Annotated in this window: 17 protein-coding genes; 5 read left to right on the top strand and 12 right to left on the bottom strand. The window is 73.1% G+C overall.

Translation table 11 applies throughout. The annotated features are described in order from the left end of the window. The first annotated feature begins 163 nt into the window (after positions 1 to 163). On the top strand, positions 164 to 955 hold the full coding sequence (locus tag CLT72_RS18780; RefSeq protein ID WP_101412914.1) for an EI24 domain-containing protein: 792 nt from the start codon (positions 164 to 166) through the stop codon (positions 953 to 955). A gap of 5 nt (positions 956 to 960) precedes the next feature. Here CLT72_RS18780 and CLT72_RS18775 read toward each other — a convergent pair whose 3' ends face one another. The 8 genes from CLT72_RS18775 to CLT72_RS18740 all read right to left on the bottom strand — a co-directional run bounded on the left by CLT72_RS18775 (position 961) and on the right by CLT72_RS18740 (position 8,945). Continuing rightward, complete coding sequence (locus CLT72_RS18775) at positions 961 to 1,857, bottom strand: GNAT family N-acetyltransferase (protein WP_101412913.1); 897 nt, start codon at positions 1,855 to 1,857, stop codon at positions 961 to 963. 1 nt (position 1,858) lies between these two features. After that, positions 1,859 to 2,260: a RidA family protein gene (locus tag CLT72_RS18770; protein WP_101415255.1), complete on the bottom strand. Its 402-nt coding sequence runs from the start codon at positions 2,258 to 2,260 to the stop codon at positions 1,859 to 1,861. Between the two features lie 67 nt (positions 2,261 to 2,327). Continuing rightward, on the bottom strand, positions 2,328 to 3,332 hold the full coding sequence (locus CLT72_RS18765; RefSeq protein ID WP_101412912.1) for a LacI family DNA-binding transcriptional regulator: 1,005 nt from the start codon (positions 3,330 to 3,332) through the stop codon (positions 2,328 to 2,330). Between the two features lie 19 nt (positions 3,333 to 3,351). Further along, positions 3,352 to 4,731 (bottom strand): GH1 family beta-glucosidase, encoded by a 1,380-nt coding sequence (locus CLT72_RS18760; protein WP_101412911.1) that lies wholly within the window; start codon positions 4,729 to 4,731, stop codon positions 3,352 to 3,354. After that, entirely contained in the window at positions 4,728 to 5,561 is an 834-nt protein-coding gene (locus CLT72_RS18755; RefSeq protein WP_088998202.1) for a carbohydrate ABC transporter permease, read from the bottom strand. Before CLT72_RS18755 ends, CLT72_RS18760 begins: the two co-directional genes overlap by 4 nt. Beyond that, positions 5,558 to 6,568 carry a carbohydrate ABC transporter permease gene (locus tag CLT72_RS18750; RefSeq protein ID WP_101412910.1) on the bottom strand — a complete coding sequence of 337 codons (1,011 nt, stop codon included), beginning with the start codon at positions 6,566 to 6,568 and terminating at the stop codon, positions 5,558 to 5,560. Before CLT72_RS18750 ends, CLT72_RS18755 begins: the two co-directional genes overlap by 4 nt. A gap of 77 nt (positions 6,569 to 6,645) precedes the next feature. Continuing rightward, positions 6,646 to 7,947 carry an ABC transporter substrate-binding protein gene (locus CLT72_RS18745; RefSeq protein WP_101412909.1) on the bottom strand — a complete coding sequence of 434 codons (1,302 nt, stop codon included), beginning with the start codon at positions 7,945 to 7,947 and terminating at the stop codon, positions 6,646 to 6,648. Positions 7,948 to 8,183: 236 nt separating this feature from the next. Then, a complete protein-coding gene (locus tag CLT72_RS18740; protein ID WP_101412908.1) occupies positions 8,184 to 8,945 on the bottom strand; it encodes a maleylpyruvate isomerase family mycothiol-dependent enzyme in 762 nt (253 codons plus the stop codon). Between the two features lie 70 nt (positions 8,946 to 9,015). On the opposite strand from CLT72_RS18740, the gene CLT72_RS18735 reads away from it, so the two are divergent. Beyond that, positions 9,016 to 10,107 (top strand): UDP-N-acetylmuramate dehydrogenase, encoded by a 1,092-nt coding sequence (locus tag CLT72_RS18735; protein WP_101412907.1) that lies wholly within the window; start codon positions 9,016 to 9,018, stop codon positions 10,105 to 10,107. Between the two features lie 182 nt (positions 10,108 to 10,289). On the opposite strand, the gene CLT72_RS18730 is transcribed toward CLT72_RS18735, so the two are convergent. Together CLT72_RS18730 and CLT72_RS18725 are read right to left on the bottom strand one after the other, a co-directional pair. Next, complete coding sequence (locus CLT72_RS18730) at positions 10,290 to 11,087, bottom strand: class I SAM-dependent methyltransferase (protein WP_101412906.1); 798 nt, start codon at positions 11,085 to 11,087, stop codon at positions 10,290 to 10,292. A 23-nt stretch (positions 11,088 to 11,110) separates the two neighbouring features. Beyond that, complete coding sequence (locus tag CLT72_RS18725; RefSeq protein WP_101412905.1) at positions 11,111 to 11,872, bottom strand: SDR family NAD(P)-dependent oxidoreductase; 762 nt, start codon at positions 11,870 to 11,872, stop codon at positions 11,111 to 11,113. A 180-nt stretch (positions 11,873 to 12,052) separates the two neighbouring features. On the opposite strand from CLT72_RS18725, the gene mshA reads away from it, so the two are divergent. The 3 genes from mshA to CLT72_RS18710 all read left to right on the top strand — a co-directional run bounded on the left by mshA (position 12,053) and on the right by CLT72_RS18710 (position 15,121). After that, entirely contained in the window at positions 12,053 to 13,417 is a 1,365-nt protein-coding gene (gene mshA / locus CLT72_RS18720; RefSeq protein ID WP_101412904.1) for a D-inositol-3-phosphate glycosyltransferase, read from the top strand. A 104-nt stretch (positions 13,418 to 13,521) separates the two neighbouring features. Then, entirely contained in the window at positions 13,522 to 14,109 is a 588-nt protein-coding gene (locus tag CLT72_RS18715; RefSeq protein WP_250101482.1) for a type III secretion system chaperone family protein, read from the top strand. A 79-nt stretch (positions 14,110 to 14,188) separates the two neighbouring features. After that, complete coding sequence (locus CLT72_RS18710; protein WP_101412903.1) at positions 14,189 to 15,121, top strand: hypothetical protein; 933 nt, start codon at positions 14,189 to 14,191, stop codon at positions 15,119 to 15,121. Positions 15,122 to 15,612: 491 nt separating this feature from the next. Here CLT72_RS18710 and CLT72_RS32885 read toward each other — a convergent pair whose 3' ends face one another. Next, complete coding sequence (locus tag CLT72_RS32885) at positions 15,613 to 17,034, bottom strand: MFS transporter (protein WP_396799910.1); 1,422 nt, start codon at positions 17,032 to 17,034, stop codon at positions 15,613 to 15,615. Positions 17,035 to 17,206: 172 nt separating this feature from the next. Continuing rightward, complete coding sequence (locus CLT72_RS18690) at positions 17,207 to 18,541, bottom strand: MDR family MFS transporter (protein WP_101412901.1); 1,335 nt, start codon at positions 18,539 to 18,541, stop codon at positions 17,207 to 17,209. Positions 18,542 to 18,619 lie beyond the last annotated feature (78 nt).

Here is an 18,619-nt window from a genome sequence, read left to right as displayed (position 1 = left end):
GGTTGGTCGTGCAGCGGGGCGAATGGCTACCGCCACAACGCTGATACCTGTGTGGCATGAAAATGCCACACAGGTATCAGGGTGAGTGACCACACCGCCGGTCCCCGCCCGCAGTCCGACGCGACCGGGCACGGGTCCTGGACAGACCGTAGGCTCTGCGGTCGTGAACGCACCCCGCATCGCCGCGCCCGTGACCGGCGCCGCCAGCCGGTTCTTCACCGGCGTGGGCCTGCTGCTGCGCGGCCTCGGCCTCTACGTCCGCAGCCCCGGGCTGATGCTGCTCGGCGTCATCCCCGCGCTGATCTCGGGCGCGCTCTTCGTGACGGCGTTCGCCACCCTGGCGTACTTCGTCGACGACCTGGCCGCGCTGGTCACCCCGTTCGCCGACGACTGGTCGGCCACCTGGCGCAGCGTCGTCCGCGTGATCGCCGGGCTGGCCTTCCTCGGCCTCGGCGGCCTGCTCGCGGTGGTCAGCTTCACCGCCGTCACCCTGGTCATCGGCGACCCGTTCTACGAGAAGATCTCCGAACGGGTCGAGGAACGCCTCGGCGGTACGCCGAATGCGGTCGACGTGCCGTTCTGGCCGTCGCTGCGGCGCAGCATCGCCGACTCGGCGCGGCTGGTGGGCCTGTCGATCCTCTTCGGCATCCCGCTCTTCGCCGCCGGCTTCATCCCGGTGGTCGGCCAGACCGTGGTGCCGGTGATCGGGGCGGCGGTCGGCGGCTGGCTGCTCGCCGTCGAGCTGGTCGGGGCCCCCTTCTACCGGCGCGGGATGCGGCTGCCGGAGCGGCGGGCACACCTCAAGGCGGACCGGCCGACCACGCTCGGCTTCGGCGTGGCGGTCTTCGTCTGCTTCCTGATCCCGCTCGGCGCGGTGCTCGTCATGCCGGCCGCCGTCGCCGGGGCGACCCTGCTGGCCCGCCGCTCCCTCGGCCAGTCCGTCACGGAGGGCTGACCCGGTCAGGCGAGTTCGCGCAGGCAGGACCAGCTCGACCCGACCGGGCGGTAGCCGAGCCCGACGTTGATCGCCAGCATCGGCGCGTTCGCCTCGTCGTTCGAGGTGTAGGCGACGCGTACCCCGCCCGCGGCGGCGCGGTGCAGCGCCGCCGTCTTGACCAGGCGGGCCAGCCCGCGCCCCCGGTGCGTCGGCAGCGTGCCGGTGTAGTCCGACCACATCCGGTCGCCGTCGCGCTTGACGAGGCTGAACGCCACGATCTCGTCGCCGGCCTCGGCCACGGTGCTGGCCGCGCGGTCCAGGCCCAGGTTGTCCCAGACCTCGGAGTACCAGTTCTCGTAGCTGATCGAGTCGGCGGGAACGTCGCCCGGTTCGTCCGCCGCCGTCGCCACCTCGGCCCGGTGGACCCGGCGCGGGTCGAGGTCGGTCAGCGGGAGCAGGCGTACGCCCGGCGGCGGTTGCGGCATCGGCGGGGCCGGCCGCAGGTCCAGCGCCGAGTAGCGCAGCTCCCGGCTCGGTGTGAAGCCGTGCCGGCGGGCGAACGGCAGCGACTCCGGCAGCGCCCAGGTGCGCACCGTACGCGCCCCGATGTCCCGCAGGTGCCCCAGCGCGGCGGTCAGCAGCGCGGTGCCGGCGCCCCGACCCCGGTGCTCCGGGTGCATGTGCAGGGTGGCGACCTCCCCGACGTCCGCCTGCGAGGTCTGGGCGTTGCGGTACGCCGACACCCAGCCGACCACCGTGCCCTCCACCTCGACGACGTACGCGGCCCAGTCCTCGTCGGGCGGGGGCTGGTCGATCATCCGCCGGGTCGACTCGACGCCACGCACCAGGTAGGGGTGCACGAGCGCGCGCAGCGCCACCACGGCGGGCGCGTCGTCGGGGTGGGCGGCTCGAATCCGCACGTCAGCCCTCCCCGCGTACGGCGGCGACGGCCTCGACCTCGACGAGCTGGTCGGAATAGCCCAGCACGGCCACCCCGAGCAGGGTGCTGGGCGGGTCGTGGTCGCCGAACGCGTCCCGGACCACCTCCCACACGGCCACCAGGTCGGCCTGGCGCGACGACGCCACGTACACCGTGGTCTTGACGACGTCGGTGAGCCGTGCGCCGGCCGCCGCGAGCGCGGTCTCCAGGTTGACCATCACCTGCCGGGCCTGGCCGACGGGGTCGCCGGGCGCGACGGTCCGCCCTTCGGCGTCGAGCGGGCAGGCGCCGGCGGTGTAAACGAGTCGGGCCGGTGGCTCGACCGTGGCCGCGTACGCGTACTCGGCGACGTCGGAGAGGGCGGGTACGCGGATCAGCCGCATCGGTGGGGTCACGGCGGCGACGCTACCGCCGGGCCCCGCGCGGCTCGACCGGTTATCCGCCGGCCGGTCAGGCGGACTCGCGGACGATCAGCTCGGTGGGGAGCACCACGGGCTCGATGGCCTCGCCGGCGGCCAGCCGCAGCAGCAGCCGGGTCATCTGCCGGCCCAGCTGCACGATCGGCTGGCGGACGGTGGTCAGCGGCGGCTCGGTGTACGCGGCCGTCTCGATGTCGTCGAAGCCGATCACCGCCACGTCGTCCGGCACCCGCCGCCCCGCCTCGCGCAGCGTACGCAGGGCGGCGTGCGCCATCAGGTCGGAGGCGGCGAAGACCGCGTCCAGGTCGGGGTGCTCGGCGAGGAGCTGCCGCATCGCCGTCGCCCCGGACTCGCGGGTGAAGTCGCCGGTCGCCACCAGTTGCGGCAGCCCGGCCTCGGCGACGGTGTTCCGGTAGCCCGCGAGCCGTTCGATGCCGGCCACCATGTCCTGCGGGCCGGCGATGGTGGCGATGCGGCGGCGCCCGCCGTCGAGCAGGTGCCGCACCGCCGTGGCCACCCCGCCGACGTGGTCGACGTCGACGTAGGGCACGTCCGCGCCGTCGAGCGGCCGGCCGCTGCACACGACGGGGATGCCCAGCCGGGCGAGCCGGCCGGGCAGCGGGTCCTCGCCGTGCAGCGAGGCGAAGAGCACCCCGTCGACGTGCCGGCCGGTCGTGTAGCGCTCGACCCGGTCGTGCCCGGCGGGGGAGCCGGCCAGCATCAGCACGAGCTGCTTGTCGGCCGCCTCCAGCTCCTGCGCCGCGCCCCGGATGATCCCGGGGAAGACCTGGTCGTCGGAGAAGACCCGGGTGGCGGCCTCCGGCAGCACCAGCGCGATCGAGTCGGTCCGCTGGGTGACCAGGCTGCGGGCGGCCAGGTTCGGCACGTACCCCAGCTCGGCCACCGCCCGGCGGACCGCCTCCCGGATCGGCTCGGCGACCGTCATGGAGCCGTTCACCACCCGGGACACGGTCGCCCGCGAGACCCCCGCCCGTCGGGCCACCGCCTCCAGTGTCGGCCGCTGCGCCGTCGTCATCCCCGTTACCACCGCCTCGTCACAGCCCGTTCCGGGAGATCACCTCCTGGTACCACCGGGCGCTGGACTTCGGTGTGCGTCGTTGCGTCAGGTAGTCGACGTGGATGATCCCGAATCGTCGACGGTAGCCCTCTGCCCACTCGAAGTTGTCCAACAACGACCATACGAGATAGCCCCGCAGGTCCACTCCCCGGGAGATCGCTTCGTGCACGGCGCGCAGGTGCCCGTCGAGGTAGGCGATCCGGTCCGCGTCCAGCACCTGCCCGGCGCCGCCGCTGTCGTCCGTGCCGGCCTTGTCGGGGAACGCCGCGCCGTTCTCGGTGACCATCAGCGGCACGCCGGGGTAGTCGGTGGCGATGCGTTCCAGCAGCCGGGTCAGCCCGGCCGGCTCGATCATCCAGCCCATGTCGGTCAGCGGCCCGGTCGGCGGCAGGAACTCCACCGCGCCCTCGGTGCCCGGGTAGGCGCTGCCGCCCGCGCCGTCCGGCCGTCCGGCGACGTAGGTGGGGGCGTAGTAGTTGACGCCGAGCAGGTCGATCGGGGCGGCGATCAGCTTCTCGTCGCCGTCGCGGATGAACGTGGGCTCGACGATCCGGGCCACGTGTTCCAGCACGTCGTCGGGGTACGCGGCGCGCAGCAGGGGATCGAGGAAGATCCGGTTGTGCAGGCCGTCGACCAGGCGGACCGCCGCCGCGTCCGCGGCGCTGTCCGCGTCGGCCGCGCGCACGTCGGCCGGGTTGACCGTGATCCCGACGGTCTTGGCGCCGGCGGCGCGCAGCGCGCGGGCCGCCAGGCCGTGCCCGAGCAGCAGATGGTGTACGGCGGCGAAGGCCGCCCCCGCGTCCTGCTCGCCGGGGGCGTGCACCCCGTTGCCGTAGCCGAGGTAGGACGAGCACCACGGCTCGTTGAGCGTGGTCCAGGTCGGGATCCGGTCGCCGAGGCGGGTGTGCACCGCCGTGGCGTACGTGGCGAAGTGCTCGGCGGTCTCCCGGTTGGTCCAGCCGCCCCGGTCCTGAAGCGCCTGCGGCAGGTCCCAGTGGTAGAGCGTGACGATGGGGTCGATGCCCCGGGCCAGCAGCGCGTCGGTCAGCCGGTCGTAGAAGTCCAGGCCGCGCGGGTTGACCGGGCCGGTGCCGTCCGGCTGGATCCGGGGCCAGGCCACCGAGAAGCGGTACGCCCGCAGCCCCAGCTCCGCCATCAGCGCTACGTCGTCGGCGTACCGGTGGTAGTGGTCGCAGGCGACGTCACCGGTGTGGCCGTGGTGGACCTTGCCCGGCGTACGGCTGAAGGTGTCCCAGATCGACGGGCCGCGGCCGTCGTCGGTGGCCGCGCCCTCGATCTGGTACGCGGCGGTGGCCGCCCCCCAGACGAAGTTGTCGGGGAATCGCAGAGTGCTCACGCCTTGACCGCACCTTCCATGATGCCGCCGATGATCTGGCGGCCGAACAGGACGAAGACCAGCAACAACGGGAGGGTGGCGATGGCTGTCCCTGTGAACACCTGCGACATGTCCGTGTAGTACCCGTCGGACAGGGTGCGCAGGGCCAGCTGCACGGTCGGGTTCTCCGGGTCGTTGAGGACAGCGTACGGCCAGAGGAAGTCGTTCCAGGTCGTCATGAACGTGAGCAGCCCCAGCACGGCGGCGGCCGGGCGCAGCGCCGGCAGCACCACGTTCCAGTAGATCCGTGCCGTGTTGCAGCCGTCCACCCGGGCGGCCTCGATCAGCTCGTTGCTGACCGCCTGGCCGGCGTACTGCCGCATCATGAACACCCCGAAGCCGGTGACCAGCGCCGGCACGATCACCGCCGGCAGCCGGTCGTTCCAGTTCAGCTTCGTCATCAGCAGGTAGAGCGGGATGACGCCGAGCTGGGTGGGCACCATCATCGTCGCGATGATCACCATGAGCAGCGCGTTGCGCCCCCGGAACCGCAGCTTGGCGAAGGCGAACCCGGCCAGGGTGGAGAAGAAGACCACCGAGACCGTGACCGTGGTCGCCACGATCGCCGAGTTGACCAGGCCGGCGACGAAGTACGCGTCGGTGTTGTTGAGCAGCCGGGACACGTTCGCGCCGAAGTTGCCGCCGGGGGTGACCGGGGGCGGCAGCTGGCCCATGGCGTCGTTGGAGCGGCTCGCCACCACGAACATCCAGTAGATCGGGAAGATCGACAGGACCCCGGCGGCGATCAGCGCGGCGTAGGTGAGCCGGCTGGCGGCCCAGAGGCGGGTCATCGCGCTCCCTCCTTGGACTTCGCGTCCTCCTTCGGGGGCTTCGCGCCGCCGAGCCGGCGCAGGAGCAGCACGTTGATCGCCGCGACGACCGCGATCAGCGCGAAGAGCAGCCACGCCACCGCCGAGCCGTACCCGAAGTTGTAGTGGGGCGCGAAGGCGTTCTCGAACATGTACATGGTCACGGTCTGCGACTCCCGTAGCGTCCCGCCCCGGATCGGGTTGGTCCCGGAGTGGAACAGCCGGGGCTCGGTGAAGAGCTGGAGCCCGCCGATGGTGGAGATGATGACGGTGAAGATGATCGTCGGCTTGAGCAGCGGCACGGTGATCGACCAGAACTGCCGCGCCCGGCCGGCCCCGTCGATCGCGGCCGACTCGTACAGGTCGCGCGGGATGGCCTGCATGGCCGCCAGGAAGATCAGCGCGTTGTAGCCGGTCCACCGCCAGTCGACCATGGTGGAGATGGCCACCCAGGACGCGAACCGGTTCGACTTCCACGCGATCGCGTCGATGCCGACCAGGTCGAGCAGCCAGTTGATCATGCCGAACTCGCGGCCGAAGAGCACCCCGAAGACGATCGCGACGGCGGCGGTCGAGGTGATGTTCGGGATCAGCACCGCCATCCGGAACGTCGTGCGGGCCCGCAGTTGCCGGTTGAGCAGGTTGGCCAGCCAGAGCGCGGCCAGCAGCTGCGGGATGGTGGAGATGACGAAGATGCCGAGGGTGTTGACGACCGCGTGCCAGAAGTCGGCGTCGGCGAGCAGCCGGCTGTAGTTCTCCAGCCCGACGAACGGGTGGTTGCTGCCGAGCAGGTCCCAGTCGTGCAGGGAGACCCAGAAGGTATAGATCAGCGGATACGCCCCGAACACCCCGAAGAGCACGAAGAACGGGGCGATGAACAGGTAGGGCGAGTACTTCGTGTCGAGGCGGCTGAACCGCATCGCCGGCGGGCGCCGGCCGGTGCGGGGCGCCGGTGCGACCGGCGGACGCGCGTCGAGCTGGACGGTCATGCCCGGACCACTCCTTTCCCGGGTGCGGGCGGGACCGGCGCCCCCGACGCCCGCCCGCCCGCATCCCCTCACTCGGGCTACTTGGCGGCGGCCTTCTTGGCGTTGTTGACCGCGTCCGTCCAGCCCTGGTCGGGCTTGCGCTGGCCCAGCTCCACCGTCCGGACGGCGTTCTCGACCTCCGTGCGTACGGCCTGGTTCTTCGGTCCCATGTAGACGGGCTTCAGGGTCTTGGCGCCCTCGCCGAAGATCTGCCCGACGGGGGCGTCGGAGAAGTACGCGTTCTTGGCCTCGACGATCGCGGGGTCGGCCAGCGCCTGCGGCGAGGAGGGCAGCGGGCCCTTGGCCTTGAACGCACCGATCTGGCCCTTGGCGCTGGTCAGGAACTTCGCCAGCTCGATCGCCTCGGCGCGGTGCTTGCTCTGGGTCGGTACGGCGAGCCACGACCCGCCCCAGTTGCCGCCGTTGCCGGGCACCCGGGCGATGTCCCACTTGCCCTTGGCCTCGGCACCGGCGTTGCCCTCGATGACGCCGGTCATCCAGGCCGGGCAGGCGATGGTCGCGAACTTGGCCTGCTTGAAGGCCGACACCCACTCCTCCGACCAGGAGCCGTACCTGCCGGAGAGGCCGGAGTCGACGATGTCCATCGTGGTGTCCCAGGCCTGGCGCACCGCCGGGTTGCTGTCCACCACCAGGTTGTCGCTGGTGTCGTAGTAGTGGTAGCCCTGCGCGTTGCCCGCCGTCTGGAGCACGATCGTGTTGAAGATGTTGGTCGCGGCGTCCAGGAACGCCGCGCCGGTGTTCTTCGCCTTGAACTGCTCGCCGACCTTGATGTAGTCCTGCCAGGTCGGCCAGAGCTTGGAGACCGCCTCGCGGTCGGTGGGCAGGCCGGCCTTGGCGAAGAGGTCCTTGCGGTAGCACATGGCCATGCCGCCGACGTCGGTGCCCAGCCCGATCAGCTTGCCGTCCTTGGTCTTGCCGCCCTCCCACTTCCACTCCAGGAAGTTGCCCTGGAGTTCGGCGCCGCCGTGGTCGAGCAGGTTGACGAAGTTGTCGGGGTTGGCCTTGTACTCGACCATCAACCCCTCTTCGATGGCGACGACGTCGCCCGCGCCCTTGCCGGCGGCGAGCCACTGGGTCAGCTTCGGCGAGTAGTCGTCGAGGTTGGTGCCCGTGCCACGCTCGACGATCTTCACGTTCGGGTGGCTGGCCATGTATTCCTTGTAGAGCTCTTCGTAGCCGAACTGGCTGAACACGTCGACGGTCAACGTGATCTTGCCGTCCTCGGCAGGTTCGTCGCCGGCGCAGCCGGCGGTGGCGAGCAGCGCGCCGGCGGCGACGAGGGCCACCGCCGCGAGGCGGCGGCGCGGAAAGACACCCATGTTGGTCGGACCCCTCTCAGGTCGTCTGAGGTGGTGAGGCAGGTGGTGGAGCAGAGCTGAGAGAGCGCTCTCACGACAGGGTGGTGGTTGGGTCCCGCCGGTGTCAAGAGAGCGCTCTCCGCAGTTCTGGGAGGCCGGACGCGAAGAGAGTGGCCGCCTGTGCCGGGCGGCCACTCTCTCAGGACGTGCGGTGGGACTGCGCGGAGCCCTCGGGGCCCGGCTCCGCGCGGCGGGACTCAGCCGACGCGGAGGCCCTCCAGCAGGCTGCGGTCGCCGGCCACGTCGAGCGTGTCGAGGCCGAGCCGGCCCCAGAGCGCCAGCAGCAGGTCGCTCGCGGTGCCGCTCACCTGGGCCCGCGCGTGGTGGTCGTCGTGGTCGAAGATGGTGGCCGTGTCGAGCAGGGCCACACCCTCGCCGCGCAGCCGCAGGAACCACTCCTGACCGGCGTCGACGGCCGAGAGCTGCACGACCCCGCGCCACTGGCCCGCCGTGCGGCGCCGGCCGGCCGGCAGCCAGGTGTCCAGGATCTCGCTCACCCCGTCGGCGGCGAGCTTCGCCTCGACCGGCTCGCCCGCCGCGATGGCGAGCTGGGCGTCCCAGCGGTGCACCGCGGTCTCGTGCGCCATCCGGCGCGGCCAGAAGCCCGCCCTCTTCGGCTGCGGCGCCCAGTTCCACGCCGGGGCCTCCGGGTCGAGGCCGTCGAACAGGGTCATCAGCTGGTCGTACGCCTGCTGCCAGAGCTGGAGGGGGGTGACGCCGGGCTCCGGCTCGACCGGCTCGGACCTCCCCGGCGACGGGGTGGTGGCGCCGGAGCCGGCGAACGAGTGCACCCAGCGGTAGATGGAGGTCAGGTGCAGCGTCAGGTCGGCGACGGTCCAGCCGGGACAGGACAGCACCGGTGTCTCCGGCGGCGCCTCCGCCACGGCTGCGGCGAACGCCGGGCCCTCCGCCCGGAGCGCTCCCATCCAGAAGTCCTTCGTGCCGTGCAGTCTGCTCATCGCCATCCTCCCGGGGGTGACCGGGCCACCAGTGGGCGCCGCGGCTACCCCTCAGCCTAGGGTGAAAGGCGTGTCAGACGTCTACGCCCAGCCGACAACCGGAACCGAACCCGCCAAGACGTGCGACCTGGCGCGATACACGACGCTACGCCTGGGCGGTCCGGCCGGCCGCGTCGTCGCCGGCACCGACGCCGACGGGATCGTCCGGGAGGTGCGGCAGGCGGCCGAACGCGACGAGCAGGTCCTGCTCCTCGCCGGCGGCAGCAACGTCGTGATCGGCGACGCCGGTTTCCCCGGCACGGTGGTCCTGGTGCGTTCCCGGGGCCTGCGGGTCGTCGCCGAGGACGCCGACACCGTCACCGTACGCGTCGAGGCCGGCGAGCCCTGGGACGAGCTGGTCGCCACCACCGTGGCCAACGGCTGGTCCGGCCTGGAGTGCCTCTCCGGCATCCCCGGCTCCACCGGCGCCACCCCCATCCAGAACGTCGGCGCGTACGGGCAGGAGGTCGCCGAGACCATCACCGGCGTGCAGGTCCACGACCGGGTCGACGGGACGGTCGGGCGCATCGCCGCCGCCGACTGCGGCTTCGCGTACCGCTCCAGCATCTTCAAGTACAGCGACCGCTGGGTGGTGCTCTCCGTCGACTTCCGGCTCGCCCGCTCGCCGCTGTCGGGCCCGGTGCGCTACGCGGAACTGGCCCGGGCGCTCGGCGTGCAGGTGGGGGAGCGGGTGCCGCTGGCCGACGCCCGGGCCACGGTCCTGCGGCTGCGCGCCGGCAAGGGCATGGTGCTCGACCCCGCCGACCCGGACACCCGCTCGGTCGGCTCGTTCTTCACCAACCCGGTGCTGGACGTCGCCGCGTACGAGCTGCTGCGCGAGCGCGCCGCCGACATCGGCGAGCCGCCCGCCTGGCCGGGCGCGGGTGACGTGGTGAAGGTCAGCGCGGCCTGGCTGATCGACAAGGCCGGCTTCGGCAAGGGCCACCCGGGGCCGGAGGGCGTCGCCATCTCCAGCAAGCACACCCTCGCCCTGACCAACCGCAGCGGCACCGCCAGCACCGCCTCCCTGGTCGAGCTGGCCCGGGAGATCCGCGACGGCGTGCACCACCGCTTCGGCGTCACCCTCCACCCCGAACCGGTCCTCATCAACTGCACCATCTGAAACCCACCCCACCTCGGAAGCCCCGAACCACACGTGCAGGGTCGGCGTGGGTTCGGGCCCGGCGACGGTCGGCGGTGTCGGGGCTCGTCCCGATACCACAGGGGCATCTTTATGCCACAGAGGTATCGGGGCTTCGGCGGCAGTCGCTCGTCCACCAGCCCCCGCCACTCGTGAAGCTCGCCTCAGGCGGGGGAGACCCGGGGCCAGGGGAGGGTCAGTTCGCCGTGGCGCCAGCGGCGGGGGCCGTCGAGGACCGGCCAGCCCGCCTCGCGGATCGCGGACACCGCGCGCAGCCAGCGTTGGCGGGGGCCGTACGGGGCGTAGCCGGCGGCGGCCTGCCAGGCGTCGTCGAGGGCGCGGATCAGGTCGTGGATCCGCTCGCCGGGGACGTTGCGGTGGATCAGCGCCTTGGGCAGCCGCTCCGCGAGCTCCGCCGGAGTGTCCAGGGTGGCGAGCTTCGCGGCCAGGGTGAGCGTACGGGGGCCGTCGGCGTCGATCAGCAGCCAGCCGCCGAGGCGCCCCAACTCGTCGCAGGTGCCCTCGACCAGCAGCCCGCCCGGGGCCAGCCCCGCGGTCACGGTGCGCCAGGCGTGGGCGACCTCGTGCTCGTCGTACTGGCGCAGCACGTTGAAGGCGCGGACCAGGGCGGGGCGCAGCCCGGCCAGCTCGAACCCGCCCCGGGCGAAGGTGAGCCCGGGCGGGTCGGCGGACGGCTGGGCGGCGGCGACGCGTACCGGGTCGATCTCCAGCCCGACGACCCGTACGTCGGGGCGGACGGCGGTGGCGAGCCGGGCGCGCAGTTCGACGGCGGTCACCGGGCTGGCGCCGTAGCCGAGGTCCACCACCAGCGGGTCGGCCGCCCCGCGCAGCGCCTCGCCGCAGGTCTCGACGATCCAGTTGTCCACCCGGCGCAGCCGGTTGGGGTTCGTGGTGCCCCGGGTGACCACGCCCAGCGGCCGGTGCCGCGCCGTGCCCGCCATCGTCGGTGACCGTCCGGGCCGGCTCAGCCGACCCGGTGCACCTTGTGCTGGGCGGCCTGGGCCAGCGGGCGTACGACGAGTCGGTCCACGTTGACGTGCTGCGGGCGGGTCGCGCACCAGGCGACGCAGTCGGCGACGTCCTCGGCGACCAGCGGTTCGGCGACCCCGGCGTAGACCGCCGCGGCCCGCTCGGCGTCCCCGGCGAAGCGGACCAGCCCGAACTCGTCGGTGCGGACCATGCCGGGGTCGATCTCGATGACGCGCACCGGTCGGCCGCAGAGTTCCAGCCGCAGCGTGCCGGCGATCGCCGTCTGCGCGTGCTTCGCGGCGGCGTAGCCGCCCCCGCCCTCGTACACGGTGAAGCCGGCGGTCGAGGAGACGACCACGATGGTGCCGGCCCCGGACGCCTCCAGCGCGGGCAGCAGCGCCTGGGTGACGCGCAGCGTGCCGAGCACGTTGACGTCGTACATCCACTGCCAGTCGCCCACGGACCCGGACTCGACCGGATCCAGGCCGCGCGCGCCGCCGGCGTTGTTGACCAGCAGCGTCACCGGGCCCAGGGCCGCCGCCGCGTCGGCCAGGCCGGCCACCGACTCGTCGGAGGTGACGTCGCAGGCCACGGCGGTGGCCGCGCCGCCGGCGCCCTCGATCTCGGCCACCAGGGCGGCCAGCCGGTCGGTACGCCGCGCGGCGGCGAGCACGTGGAATCCCTCGGCGGCGAGGCGGCGGGCGGTGGCCGCCCCGATCCCGCTGGACGCTCCGGTGACGACGGCGACAGAGGTCATCCGGTCATTCTCCCCGCGCTACCGGGACGAATGCCGGCGGCGCGGTGATGAGGTCCGTCACGCCCGGGGGTCGCCCCGGCGCATTAGGTGTGCCCGATGGGGAAGATGACATCGGCCGAGGACGTTGTCCGTTAAGCGCCGGGCGTGCCGACGGCATAAACCGTGACAAAGGGAGCGGACGTGGCGGAGTTGCACACCGGTGTGGGTCGTCAGCGCGGTGCGCGACCGTGGCCCCGCCCCCGGCGGATCGCGACGCTCTCAGTACACACCTCCCCCCTGCACCAGCCGGGCACCGGCGACGCAGGGGGGATGAACGTCTACATCCTGGAAATCGCCCGCCGGCTGGCGGAGGCGGACGTCGAGGTGGAGATCTTCACCCGGGCCACCTCCGGCGACCTCCCCCCGGTGGTCGAGACGGCCCCGGGCGTGCACGTCCGGCACGTCCCGGCGGGCCCCCTGGAGGGGCTCACCAAGGAGGAGCTGCCGGGGCAGCTCTGCGCGTTCACCGCGGGCGTGCTCCGCGCCGAGGCGGCCCGTCCGCCGGGGCACTACGACCTGATCCACTCCCACTACTGGCTCTCCGGGCAGGTCGGCTGGCTGGCCAAGGAGCGCTGGGGGGTGCCGTTGGTGCACACCGCGCACACCCTCGCGAAGGTCAAGAACGCCCAGCTCGCCGCCGGCGACCGACCCGAGCCGAAGGCGCGCGTCATCGGCGAGGAGCAGGTGGTCGCCGAGGCCGACCGCTTGGTCGCGAACACGACGGTCGAGGCCCGTGACCTGATCGACCGGTACGACGCCGACCCGGCCCGGGTCGCGGTGGTCGAGCCCGGCGTGGACCTGGACCGGTTCCGCCCGGCCCCCGGCGACCGCGAGCGCGTCGTCGCCGACGCCCGCCGGCGCCTCGGGCTGCCCGCCACCGGCTACGTGGTGGCCTTCGTCGGCCGCATCCAGCCGCTGAAGGCCCCGGACGTGCTCATCCGCGCGGTGGCCGCCCTGCGCGAGCGCGACCCGGGGCTCGCCGACGAGGTGACCGTGGTGATCTGCGGGGGCCCCAGCGGCAGCGGGCTGGACCGCCCGACCGCCCTGATGGAGCTGGCCGCCACGCTCGGCGTCGCCGACCGGGTGCGTTTCCTGCCCCCGCGCACCGGCGACGACCTGCCCGCCCTGTACCGGGCCGCCGACCTCGTCGCGGTGCCGTCGTACAACGAATCCTTCGGCCTGGTCGCGCTGGAGGCACAGGCCTGCGGTACGCCGGTGGTGGCCGCCGCCGTCGGCGGCCTCGTGACCGCCGTGCGGGACCAGGTCAGCGGCGTGCTCATCGACGGCCACGACCCGGCCGACTGGGCCCGTACGCTCGCCCGCCTGCTGCCGGCCCGGCTCCGCCGCGCCGAGCTGGCCCGGGGCGCCGCGCGGCACGCCCGCAACTTCTCCTGGCACCGCACCGCCTCCGGGCTGCTCACCGTCTACGGCGAGGCGATCGCCGCGCACCGGTCCCGGCTCGCCTCCGAGCTGGCCTGCGGCCCGGCGATGTCCTGCTCCTGGTGACCGACCGGGCCGGCCACCGTCGCCCGGTGGCGTGCAGGGGCGCGACGGCCGGGCCGGCCGCCGTCGCCCGGTGGCCCGGCGGTGGCGGCCGTAGAGTGGATCCGATGAGCGGGAAGAGCGATCTTGCGGCCCTGATCGAGTCGGTCTGCGACGAGCGGGAACTGGCCTGGGAGTCGACCGGCCCGGGGTCGTACGCGGTCACGCTGCCGGGCACCCACAAGTTGAAGACGATCTGCAACCTGATCGTCGGCGAGCACGCGCTGCGGATCGAGGCGTTCGTGATGCGCCAGCCGGACGAGCGCCGCGAGGAGCTGTGGGCCTGGCTGCTCCAGCGCAACGCCCGCATGTACGGCGTGTCGTTCTCCGTCGACGCGGTCGGCGACGTCTACCTGACCGGCCGCGTCAACCCCGCCGGCATCGACGCCGACGAGCTGGACCGGCTGCTGGGCGCGGTGCTCACGTACGCCGACGAGTCCTTCGACACGATGCTGGAGATCGGCTTCGGCAGCTCGATCCGGCGGGAGTGGGAGTGGCGGGTCAAGCGGGGCGAGTCCACCGCGAACCTCGCGGCGTTCGCGCACCTCTTCGAGCCGTCCCCGGCCGCCGCCGATCCCGGCCGGCCGGCCGCCGCCGGGCAGTCCGGCGACGCCTCGGGCACAGGTGCCCGGGTCGGAGGTTCGGACCGGTCCTGACGGGTATGCCGCACCGCGCGGTGCGGCACTGGGACCCGCCGCGCGCCGAGGACCAACTGTCGAGGAGCGTGAGCGTCCCATGGCTCAGCGGAACAGCTCAGGTCGCGGCGGGACTGCGACCAGGACGAAACGGCAGGCGGGCAACCAGACCCCGAACACCCCGACGATCTCCGAATCCGAGATCTCCCGGATGAAGGTGGACGAGATCCGGGGGCAGCTCCGCAAGCGCGGGGTCTCCGGCATCTCCGCCCTGCGCAAGCCGGAACTGGTGAAGACGCTGGCGAAGACCCTGCGGGCGGAGCGGCCGGCGGGCGGTGCCGCGCGCCGCAGCACCGGGCCGGCCGGTCGGGCGACGGGGACCCGGGCATCCGCCGGACGGGCGGCCGCCACGAAGAAGGCCGCGTCGGGCCGGGCGGCGGGCAAGGCCGCCCCGGGCCGTGCGCAGGCAGCGAACAAGGCCGCACCGGGCCGTGCGCAGGCGGCGAACAAGGCCGCCCCGGCGAAGAAGGCGGCGGCGAAGAAGGCCCCGGCCAGGAAGGCAGCCGCGAAGGCGGCCCCGGCCAGGAAGACCACGTCGGCGGCCCGGAAGGCCGCGCCGGCCCCGGCGCGGGCGGGCACGCCTCGCGGGGGTACGACGACCGGCGTACGGACCGGGCGGAGCAGCTCGCGGTCGGTGCGTTCCTCGCAGCTCATCTCGTCCACCGCTGATCGGCCGGAGCGCCCGGGCCGCAGCCTGGTGACCACCAACCACGAGGTCATCCAGCGCTGGGCGCGGGAGCGCGGCGCCAAACCGGCGACGATCGCGGGCACCGAGCGGGCGGGGCGGGCCGGCGTGCTCACCTTCAACATGCCCGGTTACCGGGAGAGCAGCCGGATCCGCGAGATCACCTGGGGCGAGTGGTTCCGCACCTTCGACGAGCGGAAGCTGAACCTGATCTACCAGGAGCAGTTGCGTGACGGTCGGCCGAGCAACTTCTTTCGTACGGAATCACCCGATCGTGAGGACGCCTGACGTGTTTCGGGGAATGGCGGGCGGGTAAGCGCTGTTCGGCTGACCGAGACCGGAACAGCGGTCACCCCCGGGTGGGACACCGGGAGCTGTGACCGGCGAGACAGCCCATTCAGGTTGTCTTCGTAATACCGGGCGAACTAACTTTATTGCACCGCGCCACGCTTGGAACCGTTCGGGGGAGCGGTGGATCGATCAGATCCGTGCACCGAGCGAGGCGCAGGGGACGGGTGGAACAACACCGTTGGGGGACGGTGGCCACCTGTTTGGACCGGCGGCGCGAGCGGGCGACGCCTACGGGGGTGGGCTTCGCCCGCCGCCGCCGGTCATACGGTGCGAGCGCCCATCGCGATCACGAGTCGCGGTGGGCGTTCTGCTGTCCTCCCCCCTCCCGTCCCGACCCTCCGTCCCGCCCCCGCCACCCCGGTCCGCCGCCTCGTTGATCATGAGGTTGGCGGCGATGCCGATCTCCCTGGACGCCGCCAACCTCATGATCACCGCGTGGCGGCGGTGGGAGTCGGGGGCGGGGGTGGGAGGGGAGCGGAGATGCGGCGGAGGGCGGCGACGCGCCGTTCGCGGGGTGGCCCGGCCAGCAGGTGGCAGCCGGCGGCCAGCAGTCCCAGCCCGCCGACGATCAGCCAGTGCCGGTCCCCGAGGTACTGGAGGCTGACCCCGCCGAGGGTGGGCGCCACGAACGACGCCGCCGGGAACGCCAGATAGAACACCGACTGGTAGCGGGCCCGCAGCTCCAGGGGGGCGAGGTCGGCGTTGATCTGTGCGTTGGGCGGTGCGGCGAGCATCTGGCCGGCGGTCCAGACCACCGCCGCCGCCAGGTAGACCATCACGTCGTCGGCGAACGCGAGGGCGGCGAAGCCGAGCGCCAGCAGCGCGGTGGAGACGGCCAGGACGCGGTCCTTGCGGTGCCGTTCGATCAGCCGCGGCACGAAGAGCTGCCCGAGCACGATCAGGACCCCGCCGAGCGCCACCACCGCGCCGTACGCCGACGGGCGCAGGCCGTCCGACCGCATGGCCAGGGGCATGATCGTCGACGTCTGCATGGTCAACACGGCCAGGACGAAGGTCAGGCCGACGAAGGTGAGGAACGTGCGGTCGGTCAGCGCGGTGTGCAACCCAGGCTGCCGCTGCCGCCCCGCCCGCCCCAGCCACCAGGCCCGCCGCTGCCGCCCCACTGCCCCGCCGCCGACCACCGGCTTCGACGGCACGCCGGGCGAGCAGGTCGTCGAAGCCGCCGACGGAAGATCTTGGACGCTTTCCGTCCGGTCGGAACGGGAAATGTCCAAGATCGGCACAGGGCCGGCGAGGCGGCGGGGGAGCGTCTCCGGGACCTTCCACGCGATGACCGCCGCCGCGAGCACGGTGGCGGCGGCGTCGACCAGGAAGAGCGCCACGAAGCTCGCCTCGGCGAGCAGGCCGGCCAGCAGCGAGGCCACGGCCATGCCCAGGTTGAACGCCCAGAACTGGAGGTTGAAGGCCCGGGAGCGGCGTCGCTCGGGCACCACGTCGACGATCGCCGCCACGAAGGCGGGGCTGGGCATCGAGTGCGCCACCCCGACCAGGGCGGCGAGTGCGGCGATCATCGCCAGGTGCCGGCTGAAGGCCAGCCCGACCATCAGCCCGGCGGTGGCGAGGTGGGCGGCGAGCAGGGTGGACCGCCGCCCCCACCGGTCGGCCAGCACCCCGCCGAGCAGCACGCCCGCCGCGCCGCCCAGCCCGTACGCCCCGACGACCGTACCGGTGAGCGCCTCGCTGGCACCCCGCGCGTCGGTCAGGTAGAGCGACAGGAAGAGCATCGCGAAGGCGCCGGCCCGGTTGATCAGCAGCCCGGCCCAGAGGTACCAGAAGGTGGCGGGGAGCCCACCCGCGGTGTCGTCCAGCCAGCGGCGCAGGGCCCGCACCGGTCCTCCCGACAGTTTTGTTTCCTAACCGAATCGCCCTAGACCGTAGGAAGCCGCCGGTCGACGCGCCAGGGTGTCGCTGGTCACCGCCCTGCCTGCGGGCTGCTCCGCGCCGACTACGGCCCGGGCGTCGACCGTCGCGGGTCACGGCCGGGCGTCGACCGTCGCCGGTTTACGACCGGGCGTCGACCGTCGCCGGTTCGGCGGGTGCCGTCGCCGCCGCCTCGGCCGCCTGCGGGGCGGGCGGCTGGATCGCCACCACCGGTACGGCGGGACCGGTGGCCGCCCGCAGCGTCGCGGCCCGCCGTTCCCGCGTCGGGCCGGAGACCAGGTGGGCGACCGCCATCAGCCCGCCGATGGCGGCGCAGCCGAACCAGAGCTGGGCGTTGCCGGCCTGCTCCCGGACGAGGCCGCCGAGGACCGGCGCGATCGCGGCGGCCCCCTGCCAGGAGAGCGAGAAGACCCCCTGGTAGCGGCCGCGCAGCTCGGCGGGGGAGAGTTCGGCGATCAGGGTGGCGTTGGACGGCGAGTTGAGCATCTCGCCGACCGTCCAGATCAGCACGGTCAGGCCGTAGAACCAGGCGGTGTCGGCGAAGGCGGTGAGCCCGAACCCGACGCCCATCACCACCGACGCGAGGGCGAGCACGTGCGACCGGCTCCGGCCCCTGATCAGCCGGGGTACGAAGAGCTGGCCGACCACGATCAGCACCCCGTTGAGCGCGATCACGGAGCCGTAGGTGGTGGGGCTGAGGCCGGAGTCGCCCATGGCGATCGGCAGCATCGAGATGTGCTGGAGGAAGACCAGCGCGGCGAAGAGGTTGAGCGTCACGAAGCCGAGGAAGACCCGGTCGCGCAGGATGGTGCGCAGCGCCCCGACCGGAGCGCCGGCGCCCTTGTGGCCGTTGCCGACGACGGGGGCCCGCCGGGTCTCGCCGACCTTGACGAAGATGATCAGCGCGGTGATCACGGTGGTGGTCGCGTCGACCACGAAGAGCAGCAGGAAGCCGGCCTCGGCGGCGAGGCCGGCGAGGATGGCCGCGCTGGCGAAGCCGAGGTTGATCGCCCAGTAGTTGAGCGAGAAGGCCCGCAGCCGGTCCTTCTCGGGCACCACGTCGATCACCATCGCGCCGAAGGCGGGCCGGGCCGCTTCGGCGAACATGCCGAGCAGCAGGGCGCCGAGCGCCACCGCCCACAGCTCCCTCGCGAAGCCGAGGGCGAGCATCATGGCCGCCGCGCCGAGATGCGCGGTGAGCAGGGTGGGCCGGCGGCCCCAGCGGTCGCTCAGCGTGCCGCCGGCGGTGGTGCCGACCGCACCGCCGACGCCCCACAGGCCGAGCACCAGCCCCGCCTGGGCCGGGGAGAAGCCGCGCTCCTGCGTCAGGTAGATGGCCAGGAAGACCAGGACGAACGAGCCGAGCCGGTTGATCAGGGTGCCGGCCCACAGGTACCAGAAGGTGACCGGCAGGCCGCCGGTGGTGTCCCGGAACCAGCCCTGCATCGTCCGCACGTCGGCGCCCCCGCCCGTAATGACCGTCTTGATTGTCGCGCCTTACAACCTAGTGCCAGGCCGGATCTCCGGGCAGCG

It is taken from the genome of Micromonospora sp. CNZ309 (genome assembly GCF_002846525.1).
The sequence above is the reverse complement of the archived record's forward strand: the minus strand, read 5'-3'. Positions and strand labels throughout refer to the sequence as shown.